This window comes from Amycolatopsis sp. WAC 01375 (genome assembly GCF_003947325.1).
Lineage (GTDB): Bacteria > Actinomycetota > Actinomycetes > Mycobacteriales > Pseudonocardiaceae > Amycolatopsis.
Genome location: NZ_QHHW01000044.1, coordinates 88946 through 110267, shown reverse-complemented (window position 1 = coordinate 110267; position 21322 = coordinate 88946). Strand labels below are relative to the sequence as shown.

The 21322-nt window shown below is 69.1% G+C and carries 20 protein-coding genes; 6 read left to right on the top strand and 14 right to left on the bottom strand.

Features of this window, described 5'->3' with window-relative positions:
• Window positions 1-29: 29 nt before the first annotated feature.
• The 12 genes from DL991_RS30470 to DL991_RS30415 all read right to left on the bottom strand — a co-directional run bounded on the left by DL991_RS30470 (window position 30) and on the right by DL991_RS30415 (window position 13894).
• Window positions 30-635: a TetR/AcrR family transcriptional regulator gene (locus DL991_RS30470; protein WP_125787805.1), complete on the bottom strand. Its 606-nt coding sequence runs from the start codon at window positions 633-635 to the stop codon at window positions 30-32.
• 28 nt (window positions 636-663) lie between these two features.
• Window positions 664-1737, bottom strand: a complete 1074-nt coding sequence (locus DL991_RS30465) for a hypothetical protein (RefSeq protein WP_125787804.1) — start codon at window positions 1735-1737, stop codon at window positions 664-666.
• A complete protein-coding gene (locus tag DL991_RS30460) occupies window positions 1734-3209 on the bottom strand; it encodes an NAD(P)/FAD-dependent oxidoreductase (protein WP_125787803.1) in 1476 nt (491 codons plus the stop codon). The genes DL991_RS30465 and DL991_RS30460 overlap by 4 nt, the downstream gene beginning before the upstream one ends.
• Window positions 3210-3470: 261 nt before the next feature.
• Entirely contained in the window at window positions 3471-4958 is a 1488-nt protein-coding gene (locus DL991_RS30455; protein WP_125787802.1) for an isochorismatase family protein, read from the bottom strand.
• Window positions 4945-5598: an SRPBCC family protein gene (locus tag DL991_RS30450; protein WP_125787801.1), complete on the bottom strand. Its 654-nt coding sequence runs from the start codon at window positions 5596-5598 to the stop codon at window positions 4945-4947. The genes DL991_RS30455 and DL991_RS30450 overlap by 14 nt, the downstream gene beginning before the upstream one ends.
• Window positions 5595-6095 carry a (2Fe-2S)-binding protein gene (locus DL991_RS30445; RefSeq protein ID WP_125787800.1) on the bottom strand — a complete coding sequence of 167 codons (501 nt, stop codon included), beginning with the start codon at window positions 6093-6095 and terminating at the stop codon, window positions 5595-5597. Before DL991_RS30445 ends, DL991_RS30450 begins: the two co-directional genes overlap by 4 nt.
• Window positions 6092-8497, bottom strand: coding sequence for a xanthine dehydrogenase family protein molybdopterin-binding subunit (locus DL991_RS30440; protein ID WP_125787799.1), 2406 nt, complete (start codon window positions 8495-8497; stop codon window positions 6092-6094). The genes DL991_RS30445 and DL991_RS30440 overlap by 4 nt, the downstream gene beginning before the upstream one ends.
• Window positions 8494-9381 carry a xanthine dehydrogenase family protein subunit M gene (locus tag DL991_RS30435; RefSeq protein WP_125787798.1) on the bottom strand — a complete coding sequence of 296 codons (888 nt, stop codon included), beginning with the start codon at window positions 9379-9381 and terminating at the stop codon, window positions 8494-8496. The genes DL991_RS30440 and DL991_RS30435 overlap by 4 nt, the downstream gene beginning before the upstream one ends.
• A complete protein-coding gene (locus DL991_RS30430; RefSeq protein WP_125787797.1) occupies window positions 9378-10772 on the bottom strand; it encodes an MFS transporter in 1395 nt (464 codons plus the stop codon). Before DL991_RS30430 ends, DL991_RS30435 begins: the two co-directional genes overlap by 4 nt.
• Window positions 10773-10804: 32 nt before the next feature.
• Window positions 10805-12076 carry an FAD-dependent monooxygenase gene (locus tag DL991_RS30425; protein WP_125787796.1) on the bottom strand — a complete coding sequence of 424 codons (1272 nt, stop codon included), beginning with the start codon at window positions 12074-12076 and terminating at the stop codon, window positions 10805-10807.
• Entirely contained in the window at window positions 12054-12851 is a 798-nt protein-coding gene (locus DL991_RS30420) for an aspartate/glutamate racemase family protein (protein WP_125787795.1), read from the bottom strand. Before DL991_RS30420 ends, DL991_RS30425 begins: the two co-directional genes overlap by 23 nt.
• Window positions 12848-13894, bottom strand: a complete 1047-nt coding sequence (locus DL991_RS30415; RefSeq protein WP_125787794.1) for a leucyl aminopeptidase — start codon at window positions 13892-13894, stop codon at window positions 12848-12850. Before DL991_RS30415 ends, DL991_RS30420 begins: the two co-directional genes overlap by 4 nt.
• A 234-nt stretch (window positions 13895-14128) precedes the next feature.
• Here DL991_RS30415 and DL991_RS30410 point away from each other — a divergent pair, with 234 nt between their 5' ends.
• Window positions 14129-14632 (top strand): MarR family winged helix-turn-helix transcriptional regulator, encoded by a 504-nt coding sequence (locus DL991_RS30410; RefSeq protein ID WP_125787793.1) that lies wholly within the window; start codon window positions 14129-14131, stop codon window positions 14630-14632.
• Window positions 14633-14758: 126 nt separating this feature from the next.
• On the opposite strand, the gene DL991_RS30405 is transcribed toward DL991_RS30410, so the two are convergent.
• Both DL991_RS30405 and DL991_RS30400 read right to left on the bottom strand, forming a co-directional pair.
• Complete coding sequence (locus DL991_RS30405) at window positions 14759-16399, bottom strand: VWD domain-containing protein (protein ID WP_158634469.1); 1641 nt, start codon at window positions 16397-16399, stop codon at window positions 14759-14761.
• Window positions 16400-16467: 68 nt separating this feature from the next.
• Entirely contained in the window at window positions 16468-17112 is a 645-nt protein-coding gene (locus DL991_RS30400; protein ID WP_125787791.1) for a hypothetical protein, read from the bottom strand.
• A 44-nt stretch (window positions 17113-17156) separates the two neighbouring features.
• Between DL991_RS30400 and DL991_RS30395 the strand changes: the two genes are divergently transcribed.
• From DL991_RS30395 to DL991_RS30375, 5 genes are all read left to right on the top strand, one after another.
• Window positions 17157-18362 carry a hypothetical protein gene (locus DL991_RS30395; RefSeq protein WP_125787790.1) on the top strand — a complete coding sequence of 402 codons (1206 nt, stop codon included), beginning with the start codon at window positions 17157-17159 and terminating at the stop codon, window positions 18360-18362.
• Window positions 18363-19499, top strand: a complete 1137-nt coding sequence (locus DL991_RS30390; protein ID WP_125787789.1) for a sensor histidine kinase — start codon at window positions 18363-18365, stop codon at window positions 19497-19499.
• Window positions 19492-20142 (top strand): response regulator transcription factor, encoded by a 651-nt coding sequence (locus tag DL991_RS30385; protein ID WP_125787788.1) that lies wholly within the window; start codon window positions 19492-19494, stop codon window positions 20140-20142. Before DL991_RS30390 ends, DL991_RS30385 begins: the two co-directional genes overlap by 8 nt.
• A gap of 32 nt (window positions 20143-20174) precedes the next feature.
• On the top strand, window positions 20175-20633 hold the full coding sequence (locus DL991_RS30380; protein ID WP_125787787.1) for a GNAT family N-acetyltransferase: 459 nt from the start codon (window positions 20175-20177) through the stop codon (window positions 20631-20633).
• A gap of 211 nt (window positions 20634-20844) precedes the next feature.
• Window positions 20845-21210, top strand: a complete 366-nt coding sequence (locus DL991_RS30375) for a hypothetical protein (RefSeq protein ID WP_125787786.1) — start codon at window positions 20845-20847, stop codon at window positions 21208-21210.
• Window positions 21211-21322: the final 112 nt, after the last annotated feature.

Genomic DNA, 21322 nt, shown 5'->3' with positions numbered 1-21322 from the left:
ATGCGTTGATACTGCACCGGATTCGTTTGTCACGGCCGTGCGGTCAGCGCCGGACCGATCCACCGGCGGACGAGGGCGCGCAGCTGCTCGTCGGTGTGGGCCGGCGTGGACGGGTACTGCAGGAACGAGAGGAACAGCCGCATCAGCATTTCGGCGAGCCCCTCGAAGTCCTCGTCGGTCGTGACACCCACCGCGGCCCAGTCGACGGGCACGTTCCGGAGGATCCGCGCGCCGAGCGAGAACGACTGCGAAGAAGTGACCGCGACGGTGAAGACGTCGGCCTCGCCCGCTTTCAAGAGCAGTCCGAGGTACGGCTCGTCGGGGACGGCGCGGACGCCGAACACCACGGATTCCACCGCGACCTCGGCGGCGCTGCCGAACGAGGCCAGATGCCGTTCCATCCGCCCGGCGAACTCCTCGACCCGGTCCAGCGCGACCGCGCTGAGGATGTCGGCGAGGCTCGGGAAGTAGCGGTAGACGGTCTGCCGGGTCACGCCCGCTTCGGCGGCGACGTCGGAGAGGCTGGTCTTGGCGAGACCGACCCGGTCGATGCAGGCCGTCGCCGCGTCGACGATCCGGCGGCGAGCCTCGCGCTCGGTTCCGGGCGGATTGCCCCGCCATCCGTGGTGCCCCATGCGTCCCATCTTCCCCGAACGGAGAATCTCAGACAGTGGCAGGTGCCCCGCGGCGTACGCGGTACAGCGCGGCCAGCAGCAGACCGGCGGCCACGAAGCAGGCCAGTGTGTACAGACCGTTCCCGACCGGGGTGCCGTCTTCGGTCACGCCGTTCTCCGCGGACAGGTAGCCGGGCAAGGCGCCGAGCCAGAACACGGCCATCCCGCCCAGGTAGACGGCGGGATAAAACCGGGTGAAGGCGGTCAACGGCTCGCCGGGACCTCGGTGCCGGACGAAGACCCAGATGCCCGCGAACCACAGCAACGCCAGCTCGACGCCGAGTACCCAGGCCTGCGCGGTCACGTTCCCGCTGAAGACACTCGACGGGAGGCCGGCGATCGCCATGCTCGGCGGCGTGAGGACACCGGCCACGGCGATGCGTGCCGCGAGCGACCACCCGTGTCGCGAACCGCCTGCCAGCCGCACCACCAGATAGGTCATGGCGCCCATCGAAACGGAGGCGAAGAGCAGCATGCTGTTCATGGGGACCGAATCCAGCGCGGGGTGATTGACGATCCGGTTGTTCCCGTTCCAGGCCCACCAGGTCAGCTGCGGGCCGAGGTGATCGAAGACCTCGTAGAACACCTGACAGGAGAAGGCGACCGCCACCGATCCGATCAGCGCACCCCTGGCGCGGAAGATCCCGAGCGAGCGGACGAGTTCGTAGGCGAGCTGACTGATCATCGGATAGAACGCCACGATGTACAGCGGCAGCCGGTCCCACATGAACTGAACGGTGAACCGGTTGTGGGCGAAGATGAATCCGTACTGCCGCTCGAGCCCGAACCACTCCGGGAAGTACAGCGGCGGTTCGATGACGAAGAGGTAGACCAGCGAAGCGCACCACAACGCCAGGTTGGTCGAATCACCCTGACGGTGACGGCGAATCGCGTGCACCAACGCGAACACGGCGCCGCCGAGGACGAGCAGTTCCAGCAGCGGCATCGTCCAGTGGGCCGCCGCCCACGGTGGGCGGATCGACAGCCAGGGGGAAACGTCGTGGCAGTCGAAGCCGAGACCGCGGGTGACGGCTTCCGCGTCCGGCCCGCATACGGCGTTCATCGGGAGACGGCGGGCTCGGTGGCGCCTTCCGGCGAGTAGTCCGTGACCGGAGGCTCGGCCCGGGCGTCGAAGTCGAAGGGAACCCGGTGCCGCCCGAGCGCGGCCCGGATCCGGTAGCGCACGAGCCCCGCGAGCACACGCGGGTTCGTCATCATGTCCTTCAAGGACTCGTCGAGGTTGAACACTTTCGCGAAGTGCTCGTCGACCACGTCATCCTCGCGGGCGGCGCCGACGATGAGCCTGAACGCCGGGCCGGACACCGCATCGAGCAGGCGGCGCTTCCACTCCCCCGCTTTTTCCGTGCCGACCGCGCAGGCGTAACCCTGATCCCTCGCCATCGCCAGGCTCCACGGCACGTTGAGCAGCTTTCGTTGCGCGGCAAGGAAACGCGCGGAGAATTCCGGTTCGAGGCGGTCGGCGCGCGCGAGGTGCTCGCGCAGCAGCAGCGCCGAACCGGCGGCCGAACTGATGCCTTGTGCGTAGAACGGGTTGAACGCGCAGATCGAGTCGCCGACGAACGCGAGACGTTCCGGCGGGGTGCGGAGCCGGTCGTAACGGCGCCACTTGTTACCCGTCGACCGGGTCAGATGCACCTCGGACGTCGGGGTGGACCGCTCCATCGCGGCCGCGAACAACGGCGCCCGCACCCGGCGGGCCGACTCGACGAACGCCTCCGTGGTGCGCGGCATCTCGAGCCCCCACGAGCCCATGCACGCGATGACGCGGTTGCCCTCGATCGGGAAGAAGTTCACCAGGAACTCGTGCTCGGCCGGATGCGTGCCCTTGTCGGGGGTCGGCATGATCACCAGATGCCGCCACCACCAGGACGGCGGCCGGTCCTCGGGTGAGGGCAGGTCGTACCAGCGCGAGGTGTAGGTGACCTTGGCGTCGAGGGTCCGCACTTCGGGTTCGGGCCAGCCCGCCGCCGCCAGCCAAGCGCTGACCGAGGAACCGCGGCCCATCGCGTCCACCACGAAGTCGGCGTCGACGTGCTCCTCGCCGTCGCGGGTGGAGAACCCGACCCCGGTGACGGCTCCCGCCCGCGCGGCCAGTCCGTTGACGGCGACGCCTTCGCGGATCACGACGTTCGGCAAGGCCCGGACCTTGTCGCGCAGCACGCGTTCGATGAGGATCCGCGAGCCGTAGATCATCGTCATCGCGCTGCGTTTCCGCGCCGACCAGCCCTTCCCGTCGAGATAGGCCGCGTCCATGGACGGCATCAGATGCAGTCCCCCGGCGGCGATGAGGTCGTCTTCGAATCCGGGGAACAGCTCGCCGATCGCGCGGCGGCCGGAGTTCAGCAGGAAATGCGGATGTTTGCTCTGCGGTACCCCGCGCCGATGTTCGGCCTCGGCCGGGAGCTCGTCGCGTTCGAGCACCAGCACCTCGTCGAAGTACGGGGCGAGCGCGCCCGCGGTGCAGAGTCCGGCGGCGCTGCCACCGAGGACGACGGCGGTCTTGCCCAGTCGCATACGGACCAACTCCCAGCGTCATTCATACACATTGACAACGCATGTATGAATGTATGAACGGCGCTGGATGCTGTCAAGGAGCGACCGGGGAGATCGAGCTGCTCCGTCGTGAGCGATTAGGAGGGTCAAGGCCAAGGCGTCTCAGGCACCTTCACACCTTGCCGAGGTACATGAAGGACCTCTTCCTTGCGCCTGGCGCAAGGAAGAGGTCCTTCATGTACCTCGGGAGGGCAAGGTCAGCGGTTCCGAGCCGATCGGGCCTCAGAGGAACTTTCGCAGCACTTCCCGCAGCGCGGTGACGGCGGCGTCGGGCCGGTCCCAGAAGACCATGTGCCCGGCTTCCGGAATCTCGACGAGTCCGGCCGACGGGTTGCACTCGGCGGCTTCGGCCACACCGGCGGCGGTGACGACCGGGCTCTCGCCGCCGTACAGGAAGAAGGTCGGAGCGGGTACCTCCGGCCAGTCGGTGAAGAAGTCCTCCGATTCGAAACCGGCGTGGGTGGCGGCGATCGCGTCACGGGAACACGACGACAGCCAGCGGGCACGCAACTCCTGTTCCCGGCGCGGCCATCGCGGCCAGGACCGGGCCACCTCGTCGGCGTCGGTCCCCCGGCGGGCCTGGTCGAGTTGCCCGAGGAAGGCGTCAAGGGTAGTGGGGTACGGGTCCCGTCCGGGGCCGCTCAGCGGAGGGTCGACCAGAACGGTGCCGCCAAGCCGGGCACGGCCGACGGCGGCGGCCCGCGCGGCGATCCGCGCGCCCATGGAGTGCCCGAGCAGGATCGGGTCGCGCAGATCCAATCCGGCCACGACCGCGTCGACGTCCGCGGCGTAGCTCGCCAGGTCGTAGCCGTGCAGTGGATCCGGCGCGTCGTCGGACAGGCCGCGGCCGCGGACATCGAGTACGAGCGGGCGCACCAGATCGGTGAGTTCCCGTGCCACGAAGTCCATCGTGACGGCCGGGCTGGTGATCCCAGGCAGCACGAGCACCGGGACACCGTCGGGAGGACCGTAGTCGAGCACGTGCAGCCGGACCGGCCCCGATCGCACCCAGCGGCTGGTCGCGGGAACGGTGCCGAGGTCGGTCAGCGCGGGCTGCCCGAGCGTGCGAAGTGGCGCCTTTCCGAGGTAAGCCACCGCATCTTCGACGCTGACGACGTCGGCGTACTTGGCCTGGAGGTCGAACAGTGCGGCGTCGTGCGGTCCCTGGGCACGGTCACCGCAGGCTTCCCGGACGACGAGCGTGTTGAAGCCGGACTGGACGGCGTCGACGGCGGTCGCGCGGACGCAACCCGAGGTGGTGGCGCCGCAAACGACGACAGTGTCCGCGCCCAGGCCCGTGAGGAGAGCGGCCAGTGCGGTTCCGTGGAACGCCGAGGCGCCCTTCTTCAAGACGAAATGGTCGCCCTCACGCTGTTCGAGCCGAGGGTCGAGGGCGATCGCTTCGCTTCCTTCGCGCAGGGCTCGCATCCCGGGTGCTTTCCGGAGCCAGGCGATGGAGTCGCCGTCCGCCTCGGCAGGCGTGTAGCTGATCGCCGTGTAGATCACCGGCACGTCCTGCCGCCGGGCCGCGGCCACGAGGGCGGCGGTCGCGGTCACTTCGGCGGTGAGGTCCGCTCCGGACGGGAAGCCGGGTTCGGTGAATCCACGGGTCAGGTCGACCACGACCAGCGCCGGACGGGATCCGCGGGGCACGCTCGCGCCGAAGCCGGCTCGGTCGTACACGCTGTCGAGGCGTTCATCGACGGGCACGCTGCAACTCCTTGATCAGTTTGTCCTGAGTGCGGATCCGGCCGAGCAGCCAGCCCTGGAACAGCCCGAGCGCCGCGGCGGCCGCGATCGCGCCGTAGCGCTTGACGCTGTCGGGAACCAGCATGGCCAGACCGTCAAGCGCCTCATCGCCTTGCGCGGGAGCGGATTCCGCTATCGTCGCGGGCTCCGCCGTGGCAGGCTGCCGCAACTGGTCGGCGAGATTGCGGGCGAACTGGTCGAGCAGCCGGGTGGACACGGCACCGATCGCGCCCTTCCCGAACTGGGCGAGCTTGCCGCGGATCGACAGGTCGGTGCGCAACTCGATGGTGGCGCCGCCGGGTGCCTCGCGCACGGTCAGCGTGACGTCGGCTTCGGCGTCGCCGTTGCCATGGGCGTCCGCTCCCCTGGCCAGCAGCCGCAGAGTGCGGTCGGCCTCGGTGACATCGGTGAAGCGCACGGTGCCGGCGTATGCGGCGGTGATCGGGCCGACCTTGACCTTGACGCGGCCGAGATAGGCGTCGTCCTGCCGCCCGTCGAGGGTCGCGCCCGGGAGGCAGCCCGCCACCCGCTCGACGTCGTTGATCAGGGCGAAGACCGCGTCGGGCCCGGCCGGTACGGACAGCTGGTTTTCCAGGATCACGCTGTCGCCTCCTTTTCCTTGACGTGGCACCGACGGGTCGCGGTCGCCTCGACCGCGTCCACGATCGTCTGGTAACCGGTGCAGCGGCACAGGTTCGCCGACACCGCCTCGCGGATCTCCTCGCGGCCGGCGTCCGGCCGCTGGGCGAGGAATCCTTCGGCAAGCATGAGGAAGCCGGGTGTGCAGAAGCCGCACTGCAGGCCGTGGTGCTCACTGAAAGACCGTTGCAGGTCGGAGAGTTCGCCGTCGTGGCTCAGTGATTCGACCGTGCGGATCTCGGCGGTTTCCGCTTGTACGGCGAACATCAGGCAGGCCCGCACCGGTTCGCCGTCGACGAGGACGGTGCAGGCGCCGCACACTCCGTGCTCGCAGCCGACGTGGGTGCCGGTGAGCCCGAGGTCGTGGCGCAGGACGTCGAGCAGGGTCTTGCGCGGCTCGACGAGGGTTTCGTGTTCGTCGCCGTTGACGTTCAGGACGATCAGATGCCGGTCGGTCATGATGGGACGCTCATTTCCTCTGGGATCCGCGTTTCGAGCGCGGCGAGCACGGTCTGCGGATGGACGGGGGTCGCGTCGAGTTCGATCCCCGTATGGCGCAGCGCGTCGTTGATCGCGTTCAGCACGGCGGCCGGCGCGCCGATGGTGCCGCCTTCGCCCGCGCCCTTCGCACCGCTTTCCGTGAAGGCGCAGGGTGTTTCGAGGTGCGTGACGGTGATGTCGGGAATCTCCGTCGCGGTCGGGACGAGGTAGTCGATGAAACTGGCGGCCGACGGTTCGCCGTTGCCGGCATAGGTGACCTCTTCGAACAGCGCGCCGGCGATGCCCTGCGCGATCCCACCGCGGCATTGGCCGTCGACGACCTGCGGGTGGATCACGACCCCGCAGTCCTCGACGCACGCGTAGCGCAGGATCCTGATCTGCCCGGTGCCCGGATCGGCCTCGACGACCACGGCGTGGGTGGCGTTCGAGAAAGTCCCGTCGCCGGGCACGTCGAAGCTCGCCGTGGCCGTCAGCGTCGGTTCGACGTCCTTGGGCAGCAGGTGACTGCGCAGGTACGCCACGTCGGCGATCTCCTCGAACGACGCACGCCGCTCCGGCTCGTCGATCTGGACGACGCCGCCGTCGCCGTCGAGGCGGACGTTGTCGGGGCTCGTTTCGAGCAGGTGCGCGGCGATCTTGCACAGCAGCTCGCCGAGTTTCCCGGCCGCGAGGGACACCGCGGAGCCGCCGATCGTCACCGAACGGGAAGCGAAAGTCCCCCATCCGTAGGCGATGCGCTCGGTGTCGCCCTGACGCAGTTTGACCTGGTCGAGGTGCAGCCCCAGCCGGTCGGCCACGATCTGCGCCAGCGTCGTCTCGTGGGACTGGCCGTGGTTCATGGTGCCGCTGGTGACGACGACGGATCCGGTGGTGTCCATGCGGATTTCGGAGATGTCGAAGCCGGGGACCACGGCCATCTTCCGCTTGGCGAAGGCGCCGGATCCGTAGCCGGTCCGCTCAGAGAAGCAGCAGTAGCCGATGCCGATGTGCCTGCCCTCGGCGGCGGCACGGTCACGGGTCTCGTACCAGCCCTCGTCGCGGAGCGTGGCTTCGGCCAGTTCCAGCGACTCGCGATAGGTACCGGGGTCATAGGTGATGCCGTTGACGCCGGTGTACGGGAACTGGGTGATCACGTTGCGCCGCCGGATCTCGACGGGGTCGAGGCCGAGTTCCCGTGCCGCGCGTTCCATGACCCGTTCGATCGCCATCACGTACTGCGGACGGCTGACGCCGCGATAGGGCGCGGTCGGCGCCTTGTTACTGGTAATGGCGCGGGCGCGGACCCGGTACTCGGGCACCTGGTACACGCTCGGCATTTCGGCCGACGCCATCAGCGGCTCGATCCCCGCCGTGAACGGGTAACAGGAGTACGCACCCATGTCGCAGACGACGTCGACGTCCAATGCGGTGATGCGGCCGTCCCCGTCGAACGCCGCCAAGGTGCGGTAGCGCTGCTCCCGTGCCAGGAAGCCGGCGGTGAGCGCCTCCCGGCGGTCCTCGATCCACTTCACCGGCCGGTTCAGCCGCCGTGCCGCCGCCGCGACCGCGATCTCCTCCCGGCCGACCACGCATTTCTGCCCGAAGCCGCCGCCCATGTCCGGAACGGTGACCCGCACGGTGCGTTCGGGGACCCGCAGCGAGCGGGCCATCGCGGTGCGCACCTGATGCGGCACCTGGGTGCACATCTGCACGAGCAGCTGGTCGTCGTGATCGTCCCAGGACGCGACCACTCCGCGTGTTTCGAGCGGGAGCGCGTTCTGCCGCCCGCTCTTCGTGACGACCTCGACCACGCAACCGCCGTCCGCGCGGGCCGCCTCGAACGCCGCGCCGACACCGGGAGTGTCGAACATGGACACGTCGAGCAGCACGTTGCCCGGCGCCTCCTCGTGCACGAGCGGCGCCCCTTCGGCGAATGCCGACTCCTCCGAGACGATCGCCCCGAGCGGCTCGTAGCCCACGATCGCGGCCTCGACACCGTCCTCGGCGCTGTACGGGTCGCGCGCGATGACCAGTGCCACCGGTTCGCCGGTGAACCGGACCTTCTCCCTGGCGAGGATCGGCATCGCGGTCGGCGAGAACTCCTCGGGCGGGCGGTCGAGCAGCGCGACGATGTCACCGAGCTCGAGATCCGCCGCCGTGTAGGCGGCCACGACGCCGTCGACCGCCAAGGTGGCCGACAGGTCGATCCCGGAGATCGTGCCGTGCGCGACCGTCGAGCGGACGAACGCCGCGTGGAGCATCCCGGTCAGCTGGATGTCGTCGACGAACCGGCCCCGGCCGCTGAGAAAGCGGGGGTCTTCGCGCCGGGGCACCGATGCCCCGACCCACCGGCCGTTCCGCCCGTCGAATCGCGGAGTCATCGCGTCGCTCCTTTCTCCCACGCCTGGCCCAAGGCCTTGGCGACGAGGGTTCGCGTCAGCTGTCGGCGGTAGGTACCGCTGCCCGCCGCGTCATCGGGAGGGTCGATGGCCGCCGCCGCGGCCTCCCCGCACGCGGCGAACAGCTCCGGCCCTGGAACGCCTCCGGTGAGCAGGAACTCGGCCTCGGGAACCCGGATGGGTGCCGGAGCCACGCCACCGAGCACCACACGTCCACCGGCCAGCGGAGCACGATCATCAGGGCCCGCGTCCAGGCTGACCGCGGCGTCGACGATCGCGAAGTCACCGTGGCGGCGGGCGAACTCGGTCAGCGCGGCCCGGGGCGCCGGACGGGTGAAGCGCACGGCCGTCACCACCTCGTCCGGTTCGACGGCCGTGCTGTAGAAGCCATGGAACATCTCCCCCGCCGGGATCTCGCGGCGACCGCCCGGACCTTCGGCGACGATCACCGCGTCGAGCAGCAGGGCGAGCAGGCACCATTCCGCGGTGGCGTCGCCGTGCACGATGCTGCCCGCCACCGTGCCGCGGGAGCGGATCGGCAGATGCCCCACCCATCGCATGGCGCGGGACAGCACGGCGAAGTCCGGTCCGAGCGCGGAGACCTCCACTGTCCGATGGGTGACCATCGCCCCGATGGTGAGCCCCGAATCCGTATGGCTGAAGGAGTTCAGTGCCGGATCCCGGCGCAGCGGGCCAAGGTCGACCAGAGCCGTCGGCCGGGCGAGCCGGAAGTTCATCATCGGCATCAGGCTCTGTCCACCGGCGATCAGCTTCGGATCCTCGCCTGCCGCGGCGAGCTCGCCGAGCAGGCCGACGGCGTCGGAGACGTCGTGCGCCCGGTGATAGCGGAACGCGGCGGGCTTCACGGGGCCGGAGCCGAGGTCGTACCGGTCGCGGGCTCCGCCGGGTCGACGATCCGGTCGAGTTCGCGCCCCCGGGTCTCCGGCGCGCCCATCATCATGAACACGACCGCCGCGACCACGAGCAGCCCCAGCACGGTGAAGGTCAGGGGCAAGCCGAGCACCGGCCACAGGACGCTGCCGAACAGCAACGGCGCGAAGCCGGTGATCGCCCGGCTCGACGAAGACGCCCAGCCGAATCCGGAGGCACGGAGTTCGGTCGGATAGAGCTCGGAGACGTAGGCGTACATCACCGGGATCACCACGAGGGCGAACAGGCCGAACGCGCCGATCGCCACGACCGCCGCTGTCGGTGTGTCCAGCAGCAGCGAGAACACGACCAGAGACAACGCCGTGACCGGTCCGGCGATCGCGATGATCCGTTTGCGGCCGACCTTGTCGACGAGGAGCACCGCGATCGCGACGCCGACGATGCCGGTCGCGTTCATGAGCGCGGTCGACGCGAAGGCGGCGATCTCCCCGAATCCCTGCGCCCGCAGGATGGACGGCATCCAGCTGAGCGCGGCGTAGTAGACCAGCATGACCGTGATGAACAACGACCACGCGACACCGGTGATCCGCGGGTTGAACGCCCACACCCGGCGAAGCTGATCGAACGCCGCCGCGAGCGCGCCACCGCGCGTGTCCTCCACCACCGCGGGCGGGATCGTGTACGGCTCGGGGGCCGCTCCCGTACGGCGGACGAGGTCGTCGATGACGGTCCGTGCCTCCGCCTCACGTCCCTTGCGCACCAGGTACAGCGGTGACTCCGGGATGCCGCGCCGCACCCAGAACAGCAGCAGCGCGGGCAGGATCATCAGCACCAGCATCCAGCGCCAGTTCCCGGAAACCGGGACCAGCAAGGTCGCGGTGACGGCGGCCAGCGTCGTGCCGACCGGCCACCAGCCGTCCATCGCCGAAAGCACCCGCCCGCGATGGCGGCGTGGTGAGAACTCGCTGACGATCGCGTAGTCCACCGGGATGCATCCGCCGAGCCCGATGCCCGCCAGGAACCGCAGCAGCAGGAACGATTCCACGTTCGGCGAGAGCGCGCCGAGCACGGAGAACAGTGCGAACAGCAGGAGCGTCACGCTGAACGCCCGCTTCCGGCCGATGCGGTCCGCCACCGTGCCCCAGATGACCGCGCCGACGGCCATGCCGATCAGATTGGCCGTCGCCACCAGTCCTTTCTGTCCGGCGGACAACCCGAATTCCGCCCCGACCAACGGGGTGAGGAATCCGTTCAACGCCACGTCCCAGGCGTCGAACATGTAGCCGAGGCCGCCGATGAGGAAGATCTTTCCTTGCACGCTCCAACGCCAGGGCAGGTCCTGGACGATCTGATCTCCAGTGCGCATGAATGGCTCCGTCGCGCCGGCCAGTCCGCTCCTCAGCGAGCGAACTGGTAATGGATGGACTCGGTGTCGGGATCGGTGAGCGGGCTGCCGTTCCACAGCCAGTCGTAGGAGACGTCGGATTCGCCGTCGAACCGACGCAGCTTCTCGTCCCGCTCGCGCTGCTCGGGACCGTCGGGCAGGTGGTAGAAGTCCATGTTCTGCAGTGACGCGTCCTGCACCATGCCCGCGTGCTTGGCGCGCCGGTCCACGTACCGGATCAGGGCGCCGTCGATCCCGTCGCGGGCGACCCGCCCCAGCTCCTCGGCGAGCACCGCGGCGTCCTCCATGGCCTGGGACGCGCCTTGTGCCTGGTAGGGCAGCATCGCGTGGCAGGCGTCGCCGAGCAGGGCGATCCGGCCGTCGACCCAGACGGGATCACGGCGACGACGGTACATCGCCCACACCGAGACGTCCTCGTCCTTCGCCTTGGCCAGCATGGCCGGGACGCGGTCGTCCCAGTCGCGGTATTCGGCGGCGAGTTCGGCGGCGGTGGCCGGACCGCTCCAGTCCCTGGCGACCGCGTCGGTGCACGGCACGATCGCGACCACGTTGAGGTACTGGCCGCCGCGGATCATGTAGTGCACCAGGTGCTTGTTCGGGCCGTACCAGATCGTGGAGTGATAGCGGTCGACCAGGAACCGGGTGGTGGGGTCCTGTGCGATCAGGTCTCCGGAGATCAAGGCGCGATAGGCCATCTCGCCGGAGAACTCCAGGGTGTCGTCGAATCCGGCGAGGTCACGCACCGCCGACCGGATGCCGTCGGCGCCGATCACCACGTCACCGGCGAACCGTCGACCGTCGGCGGTGAGCACAGCGGGCCGCTCCGGTTCACTACGGTCCAGGTCGGTCACACGCGCGCCGGTCGCCACCTGCACCACCGGACCGGGAACCTCCGGATCCAGGCAGGCGTCCAGCAGCACTCCGTGCAGGTCGGCGCGGTGGTAGTGCCAGTACGGGGCGCCGTACTGGTCGATCACGCGCCCGCCGAGCGGCAGCTGGGCGATGATGCTCCCGTCGGCCCAGCGACGGCGAACCTGGTCCTGCGGCTCGGTCCGCACCCGTTCCAGCCGGGCACGCAGGCCGAGCCCGATGAGGATCCGGCTCGCGTTCGGCGCGGTCTGGATCCCCGCGCCGATCTCACCGAGTGCCGGCGCCGCCTCGACCACGGTGACCCGAAGTCCTCGCTGCCGCAGGGACAGCGCGGCGCACAGCCCGCCGAGGCCGCCGCCGACGACGATGACCTCAAACGACTGACTCGCGGCCATGCCCGCCTCCCGTCTTCGTCAATTCCCCAGCACCACTGAGCAGCCGCCCGGCGCCCGGCACCCGGGGCTCGACCCCGAGTTCGGACAGGATCCGGAACGTCGTGGCGGTCGCCGCCGACAGGACCGGGATCCCGATTTCGTCCTCCACCGGCTGGATCGCCGACAGCGACGGCATCTGGACACAGGCGGAGAGCACCAGCGCGTCCACATCGGACAGGTTCAGCCTCCGGTGGTGCTCCCGCAACCCGGCCGGATCCAGCCGTGCCACGGCGAGGTTGTCCGACACCTCGAGCGACAGCGCGTCGGCCACCTCGATCCCCGCGTCCTCGATGTAGTCCACCACCGCCTGGGTGAGCGGCTTCAGATACGGCGTGATGATCGCGACCTTGCGGGCACCCAGCGCACGGATACCCGAGAGCAGCGCACCGGCGCTGGACACGACCGGCGCGTCGGAGCCCTCGTCGCGCAGCACGCGCTCGATGTCGGCCTCGGCGGCGCAGTGATAGCCGGGCCCCTGGGCCATGATCGCCACCAGGCACGCGGTGGCCACCACATCCGGCCGGGCGTCGGCCAGTTCGGCCGCCGCCCGGCCCGCCTGCGCGTTCATCGCCCGCAGTTGTTCCGGTTCGACGTGCTTCATCCTGGCCCGCGCGGAATGGAAGACGAACCGGTCCCCCGGCTCGGCCTCTTCCCTGGCACGCAGCATCCTCGGCAGCTCGGTCTCCATCGTGAGGTTCGAGCTGGGGACGATCATCCCGATGTGGTGGTCGCTCATCGACGACCCGCCGGACGCATCTCGGCCACGGTCAGCTCACCGTTGTCGACGATCAGTTCGTCGTCCAGGTACAGGGAATTACCGCGCATCGGGATGTCGAAGTGGCACGGGGTGTCGTTCGGGCCGCCGAGCTCGTTGTTGGGGCCGATGGAGAACATCACGTTGCCGTAGAAGCTGCGCAGCTCCATGCCCATTCCACCGGGGAACTGGGTCAGCCCGTGCCAGTGCGCACGCTCGTCGAGCCCCCAGCCCACGTGACTCATGCCGTAGCCGCGGGGGTCTTCGAAGCTTTCGATGTAGGACCGCAGCAGGTCGGCGTCCAGCCCGGACGATCCGGCACCGCCGCGGATGTCCCGGATGAAACCCTGCTCGATGGTGATTTCCACCGGCGTCTGTACGTAGGTGTTGAACGGCAGCAGGACATCCCCCGGTGACAGCACGATCTTCCCGTCGACGCCGTCGTCGGCGCCACCGGTGAACACGAACGCCGCCGGCCAGTGGTCCCAGCGGCCGGGGGTGTCGGTGTAGCCGTACTCGGACAGCGTCGGGTAAACGCCCAGCTGATAGGTGACATCGGTACCCGCCGGACTGGTGATCCGCATGGTGCCCGCCTTGGCGAGCAGCTCGGCCCCGATCTCCACCCGCTCCCGCAGTTCCTTCGTCGGCATGAGCCGGGCCAGCAGCTCGGGCGGCTCGACCGCGGTGAGGATGCGGGTGCCCGCGTCCTGAATGGCGAACTGTTCCTTGCTGAACAACAGGAACGTGCAGTCGACCACCATGTCCACGCTCTTGAGCGCCTCGACCGCGAGCGGGATGTTCCCGAGACCCGAATCCCCCACGGCCCAGGCGCCCGCCGCGCTGACCGGCGAGGGCAACCGCATGTGGTAGGCCGAGGCACCCAGCTGCTGGGCGGCCCACAGGAAAGCGTCGGCGTACTCCGCCCGCTCACCGCCGCGGGTCAGCACCACCACGGTCTCACCCTCGTGCACCCCCGAGAAAGTCAGCTGGCGCAGGCAGATGTCGTTGAACAGGTTCTGATCCATCGTTGACCACCTCCACATTAATCCGAGCACGTATTATCCGGATGCGCAAGAGTTGCGCCTGGATTCGTGCTCCCGCAACGCATTGGGCCGACACTCATCCGAACACGTACTATCCGGATACGCAAGGGCTTGCGGGGACAGGCTTCGGCAAGGGATGGCCGTGAGCGACCGTCCGGACACGTAGGATTACCCGGGGGCCCGGACAGCGGGTGAAACAGACGAGGGAGAACAACGATGGGTGAACCGGCGCGTACGGGCCGGCGCAGGGAAGACACGCCGGCCGTCACTCCCGCGCCACCCTCCGACCTGCTGGCGGCCCCGGGCTACGGCGCCCGCCGGCTGTACCAGGCGTACCTCGCCGCGTGGAACCGGCACGTGGATCCGGTCCTGACCGGTCCGCAGTTCGCGGTCCTGTCCGCGGTCCGTGCCTATCCCGGGAGCGACCAGAGCTCACTGGCAGGCGCCGTCGCCCTCGACACCTCGACGATGGCCGATCTGTGCCGCAGGCTCGAGCGGCGAGGCCTCATCCAGCGCGTCGAATCCCCGCACGACGCGCGCCGCAAACTGCTCTCGCTCACCGACGAGGGCAAGTCCGTCCTGACCCAAGTCAACCGACGCGCCCGCAGGCTCGACAAGGCGCTCCTCGACGGCACCGACGGCGACATCGACATGGCCGCGCTGCTCAACGCCCTCGGCGCCCACTGGGAACGGATCGCGTCGGTCGACAAACTGCGCTGACCCGGCCTAACGCCGTGAGGGCCTCCTTGCCCACCTTCGAGGTAGGCAAGGAGGCCCTCACGGCCACTGTCCCGTTGACGTCACACGCGTGCTTGGAGCCGGATCACGCGTGTCCGGTCCGACGGCTCAGCAGCCCGCCGGTGAGCACGGTGGCCGGCGGGGCGGGTTGCCGTCGATGACGTCCGGTTGCCGGTCGACGTGGACGGCCGCGGCCCGCGGGCCGAGCACGGCGACGTCCAGGGTGCAGGCCTCCAGCCAAAGGGGCTTCAGGACGCCGGCCTGACGGCAGACGTTCTCGGACTGGATGCGGACCGAGTAATCGAGGTTGCTCGCGAAGAACGGCGCTGTCGGGTTACCCGTCGACACCGCGGCGCAGGGCCGCAGCAGGGACGCGGTGGACGCGACCCGCCAGCTGTTGCCGAACGTGTAGAGGTCCCCGAACGCGATCGGAGTGCGGAACCGCGTGCCGTCCTTGGCTTCCAGCAGGGTGGGGCTGTCGTCCGGATTGCCGAGCAGGCCACGCACCCTGGTCGGCCAAGTGCCGAGGGAGACCTCCAAGTCCGTGTAACCCGCGTTCGCGGTGACGTGGATGCCGTTCCCGTCCTTGTCCGTCACGGTGTACACGTTCGCGGCCCGCTTGATGTCCACCCCGGTCGGCAGCGACAGGGATCCGCCGGACGCCAGCTCGGTCGGGCGGCCGTCCACCATGAGGCGCGTTCCGTCGCACATCGCGACCTGTGTGGTGCCCATCCTCGTCGCGACCGATCGGTTGACCGAGGTGTTCGGCCACGACGGAGCACCGGACACCTTGCGGGTCTGCACCTCGAACGCACTGCCTACCTGCGCCTCGACGAAATCGCCCGAAGCCTGGAAGTCGTAGGCCAGCCCGGCGAACGTGACTTCGTGGGTGTCACCGATGGCCACGGCCGAGGCACAGGGTCTCCCCGCGCCGAGCCCTCCGGCGGGGAGTTTCTTTTGCCGGAAGACCAACGCCGGCTTGGTTCCGGTCGGCAGCGGCGGGGGTGCTATGAAGGACAAGTTGTTGGCTTCGTTACTGAAGCCGGTGGAGATGCACTTGGGCCTGGCCGTGCCGCCGTATTCGAGCTGGGTGCGGGTGTTGAACTCGGCGTTGGTGTTGAACACGGCGATGGATTCGTCGTCGTAGCCGTACACGTTGAACTCGACGTCCTCCCACTGCGACCCGATCACGAGTTCGCGGGCGGTCACCACGGCGACGATGGACCCGTCGACGGTGAACACGGCCGCGTCGTGGGGTCCGTTCGCGCTGCCGGTCAGCTTGTACCTCGGCATGCTGCCGGTCACGAGTGGCATGTTCGGAGTGGGCATCCCGGCGCTCTTCTTGTAACAGCTGTCGACCAGTTTGGGCTGCCAGCCGGCCGGGCACGGCGCGCCGTACGACCGCAGCCAGTACCTGATGGACAGCTCACCGCCGGTTCCGTTGTTGGCGAAGACGAACTGCATCCAGCCCTGGCACAGCGGCTTGTCACCGCACAGCGGGGTCCCGAATTCGTTGGTGTTGAGCTGGAGTGTGTAGGCGTCCTTGGTCTCCGGCGGCGTGTTGGCCGCCACGAAGGACGTCACACTGGTCACGTTCTTGACCGTGCCGTTGTCGAACGAGCCGGTCGCCTGCTGGACGGCACCGGCGGGCGTGCGCGCGATGACACCGAAGTCCCCGCCCGCCATCAGCATCGGGGGCGTGTCCGCTCGCGCCGCCATCGGCAGCAGAAGAATCCCGATCGCGGCCATCGCCGCCGTGCGTCTCTTTCCGCGTATTCGCGATAATCGGCTCGTCACCTGATTCCCTTTCATTCGTTTCAGCATTGAGCGAGAAGACTGTCCTCCCAGGTCCACACACCCGGTTGCTGCTGGACTTCCCCATGCCAGAACCGGAATGTGTACGGAGTCGGGATCAAGGTGCCGACCTGGCTGCGGATCTGACCGATGAAGTGATAGGTGGCGATTTTCCCGTTCTTGATCTCCGAGTACGTTCCCGGCGACGTGCAAGCCGGCTGCCCGGCCAACGCTTGCGGCTGCATGCCGACCACAGGGAAAAGCAACGGCGAAGGCGGATCGCAGCGGGCACGATCGGCCGCATCGAAGCGGTACTGGCCGTTCACCACTTTCTCGTGCAGCCAGTACACCATCCTGCCCGAGCCGACGGGCCGGGAACCGACCCGCCAATGGGTCGAGTAGGGCGCGACGCCGTCACTGAAGCTGCCGGTGATCGTGCACCGCCAGTTCTGCGCGGCTTGCGCGGGCGCCACTCCCGTCACGATTCCGAGTACGACGACCATCACCGCGACAATGCCGAGTTCGCGTTTCATGGAGCAGATCCTGGGGTATTCAGCCGAAACGTCGGCCGGTCTCGCACCGATCCTGCTCCTGGCACCGCCGACCGGGTAAGCTCCGAATTCGCCCATTCGGCCGTGGGTGAGAATGCCCATCGATTCTGCGGCCATGCGGGCTAGTGTGACCGGGCCGACGAACCAGTAGAATCCGTTTCGTGGTCTCGACCGGGGGGTCCAGCACGGGGCACGGCGACCTCGCCGAGATCCTGGGGGCACAGGTCGTCTGGTGGCAGCTCGGTTTCCGGACACGCCGGGCGGTGATCCGGCAGGCGCGAAAGGGAAACCGCTTCCCCGACCCGGAGATCTGGGCCGTCGCGCTGGGTTGGGCACGTCATTGGCTGACCGCGCCACGCTGGTGGCGCCGGGTGCGGATCGCGGGCGCGACCGTCCTCGCCATCTTGTACCTTTTGGCGCTGGCGGGCGAATGGGTGGGAGCGGACCCGTTCGTCGCGTTCAATGGCGCGCTCGCGGTCTGTTTGCCGCCGGCCGCGGCTTGGGCCACCAGGCAAGCACGTGTCGCCAGGATGCTGGTCGCCTTGGCTCCCGGCCCGCGACCGGAGGGGCCGTCCACCCGGGCGCTGGCGATCCGTACCTCTGGCCTGTTGCTTTCGGTCGGACTCGCGGCGGGCGTGGTCGTCGTGGCCGTCGCCCACCAGCACCCCGAAGGCCGCTTCTGCCCTCCCTTCGCCGTCGACGCTCCGGTCCGCGATTGGTTGCGGCACAACGACGGTCAAGTCGGGGTGGGTTGCCCCGCCGGTGACACCCGCAGTGGCGTCGGCGGCGTGCGCTACACGCCGTGGAACGCGCCGAACCGAGGAGTCAGGTTCGGGCCCGACTACGTGATCTACGGCCCGCGCTCCGACCGTCTCACGGTGATGCCGATGGCCATCTTCACCGTTTGGGCCGCCGAGGGCGGGCCGTCGGGGCGGCTCGGTGAACCGATCGACGAGTCGGCGGATCATTCGGTCTGCTACGTGAATTTCCGCGGCGGCGCGATCGTGCTGCCCGTCGGCGGAGCACCACTCGTCTACATTGGACAGCGCCGGTCCGTCGCCCGCGAATCCGGCGGCCCCTGCGAAGTCCTCGACTGGCCCTGCATCACGACGGCCTCCGCGGCGGGCGCGGGTATCCGGCTGAGCTGGCGGTATCAGACCGCCGACGCGTTCAACGTCGCCTGGTGGCCGGAAAGCGACCCGGCACGGTCACGCGTGGAACGCGAAGTCGCAGGCTACGAACTCACCGTGCCCGGCCTGACCGCGGCGACCACCTATCTGGTGGAGGTCCAAGCATGCGAGAAGCATTTGGTGCGCCGCTCGACCTGCACGAGGTTCTCGCCCCCAGTGATCGTCAGAGTGCCGTAGATGCCGGAGGGCCCGAGACATCCGACGCCGATCCTGCTGGTGCTCGCCCTGCGCTGGCTGGCGTTCGGCTGGATGCTGATCGTGGCGTTGATCAGCGGGCAGATCCAGCGGCCCGTCGAAGCGGGGATCGCGCTGCTCGCGACCGGTTGCTGGACGGCCTGGCTCACGATGGCCGGAATCCGGCGGATGCGGCCGGTGCTCGCGATGGACGTGGCGGTGGCCATCGCGCTGACCGTGGCGTACGGCCATATCCACCCTCCGCACGCGATGCTGACCGAGCACCCGTCCTTCATGGGCGCGTATCCGGCCGCGGCGGTCGCGGCCTGCGGAGCCGTCTACGGACCGCGCGGCGGCTGTACGGCCGGGCTGATCCTCGGCTTGTCCCTGCCGTTCGCCTACGCCGCCAACGAAGTCGCGCTCGACAGGCTTTCCTTCCTCCAGGTGCTGGCCATGATCGGCGGAGGGCTCTCCTACGTCTTGCTCGGCGGCACGATCGGGGCGGCCGCCCGCCAACTCGACGCACTGCACGAACGGGCGAACCGTGCCGGGCTGCGAGCGGCGCGGATGGCCGAGCGGCAGCGGATCGCCGCCCAGATCCACGACGACGTGTTGCAGGAACTCGCCCGGCTGCGCGCGAACATCCGGGAAGCCGGGCCGGCGTGGGCCAACGTCGCGGAGGGGATCGCCCGGCAGGAGTCGGCCCTGCGGGGCCTGGGCGGCGCCGAACCCGATCCACCGCCACCCGGCGTCATGTCGCTGCGTGCCCGGCTGGCAGAACTCGCCGAACACCACGACGACGTCGTGGTCCGGCTCATCGCCGCCGGCCCGTTCCTGCTGCCCGCGGGGATGGCCACCGAGATCTCCGCCGCGGTCGCCGAACTGCTGACCAATGTGGTCAAACACGCGCGGGCGCACCACGTCTGGCTCACCGTGCTGCCCGACGGCGGCGGCATCACGGTCACCGTCCGCGACGACGGTGTCGGTTTCCCGCCCGATCAGGACACGAGCGGGCTCGGCCTGCGGCTTTCGGTGAAGGCCAGGGTGCACCGGATGGCGGGCGGCGTCCGTATTCGCAGCAGTCCCGGCCACGGCACCGAGGTGGAGCTACGTATCCCGAAGGGAAACGACCATGCGTGAGACCCGGATCCGCGTGCTCATCGTGGAGGACCACCCGATCACCCGCGACGGTGTCCGAAATGGACTGGAGCGCGACGGCAGGGCGATCGTGGTGGCCGAGGCGGCCGACGTGCCGACGGCGTGCCGGATGGCCGATCAGGTGCGGCCCGACGTCGCACTGGTCGATCTGAGTCTGCGCCCCCACCCCGAAGAACCCACTGGCCGCGGCGTCGGCCTGATCCGCCACCTGCGGCAGCGCCAGCCCGAAGTGCGGGTTCTCGTGCTTTCCCAGGCGGGCCCGGAGGAGTTGCTGGCCGCGATCCAGGCGGGCGCGCACGGCTGCGTCGGCAAGGCCGCCACCTCGGCCGAGCTGACCGACGCGGTCGCCGCCGTGCTCACCGGGCCGGTGCTCCCCGCCGAACTCGCGGCGCATCTGATCGGCGAGCTGCACCGGGACGCCCGGCCACTCACCACCCGGGAACGCGACGTGCTGCGCTGCCTCGCGAACGGCTACGACAACCGGGAGATCGCCGCGCAGCTGCGCATCGCCGTGCGTACCGTGAACCGCCATCTGGAGAACATCCGGGACAAGCTCGGCCGGACCCGGCGCTCCGATCTGATCCGCATCGCCCGCGCCCAGCTGCTGCCCTGGAATTCCCGTTGAGGGAACTCCGGCTGGTCACTACGGTCCCTGGCATGACCGCCGATGAGTTCGTGCCGAGAGGTTTCATCCCGCCGACCTCACTCGTCACCGACCGGTTCCACCTGGAACCGCTGGGGCCACACCACAACGCGGCCGACCATGCCGCCTGGATGTCGAGTATCGAGCAGATTCGCGCCACTCCCGGCTATCCCGACGGGAACTGGCCGCCACCCGAAGGCATGACCCTCGAGGAGAACCTCGTCGATCTACGCCGTCACGCCGACGACTTCGCACGCCGCACCGGTTTCACCTTCACCGTCCTCAGCCCGGACGACGGCGACGTCATCGGCTGCGTCTACCTGTATCCCACGGCCGCCGAAGAGTGGGACGTCACGGTGCAGTCCTGGGTTCGGTCCGACATGGCGGAGCTCGACGCGGCACTCGCCGACGCCGTCGCGCGCTGGCTCGCTTCGGAGTGGCCATGGAAACGCGTGGACCGCTGCGGCCGCTAGGCCGTAAGACGCTCTTCGAAAGTCCGCGCAGGCTCTTCCGGTTCCAGTGAGATGGGGCAGGTGTGGGGTCGAGGGGGATCCGCTCGCGGCCGCAGGGGTCCCCGACGTTGCGAAAGTGGCTTTCGCAACCCGCCACCTTCGCCTTACCCCTCTCCAGTAGGGTCTCCAGGAAATCGCCACCAGGCGAGGAACACCTGACTGGGGAGTCGAAGTGAAGAAGATCGGAGCGGCCGCGATCGTGGCTGGAACCGTACTGGGCACCGCGATCGCGGGAGCCGGTGCGGCCAACGCGGCCGGCGGTGCGGGGCCGAAGGAGTGTTACACGGCTACAAGCTGCTCACTCGCGTCGGGGTTCTTCCCCGGCGGGACCATTCACGTGGATCTCGAAGCGACCGCGGCACCCGGCTCGCCCGACCACTGGTTCAAGTGGACGATCGGAAACTGCTCGGGCGGTGGCTACATTCACGCGCCGGCGAAGACGGAGTCCTGCGTGCTGCCTGCCAGCTACTACACGCTGACCGTCGGCCCCTTGCAGTACCCGGTGAACTGGCGGATCGGCATTCGCTGGGACCACTGATTCATCTGCGTGTGATGGCCCTTTCCTCGGCTGCGCTGAGGGAAGGGCAATCCTCGCTACGTTTCGACACCTCGCTGCCCGAGCTGGGTACCGATCAGGAAGACGAGCGCGA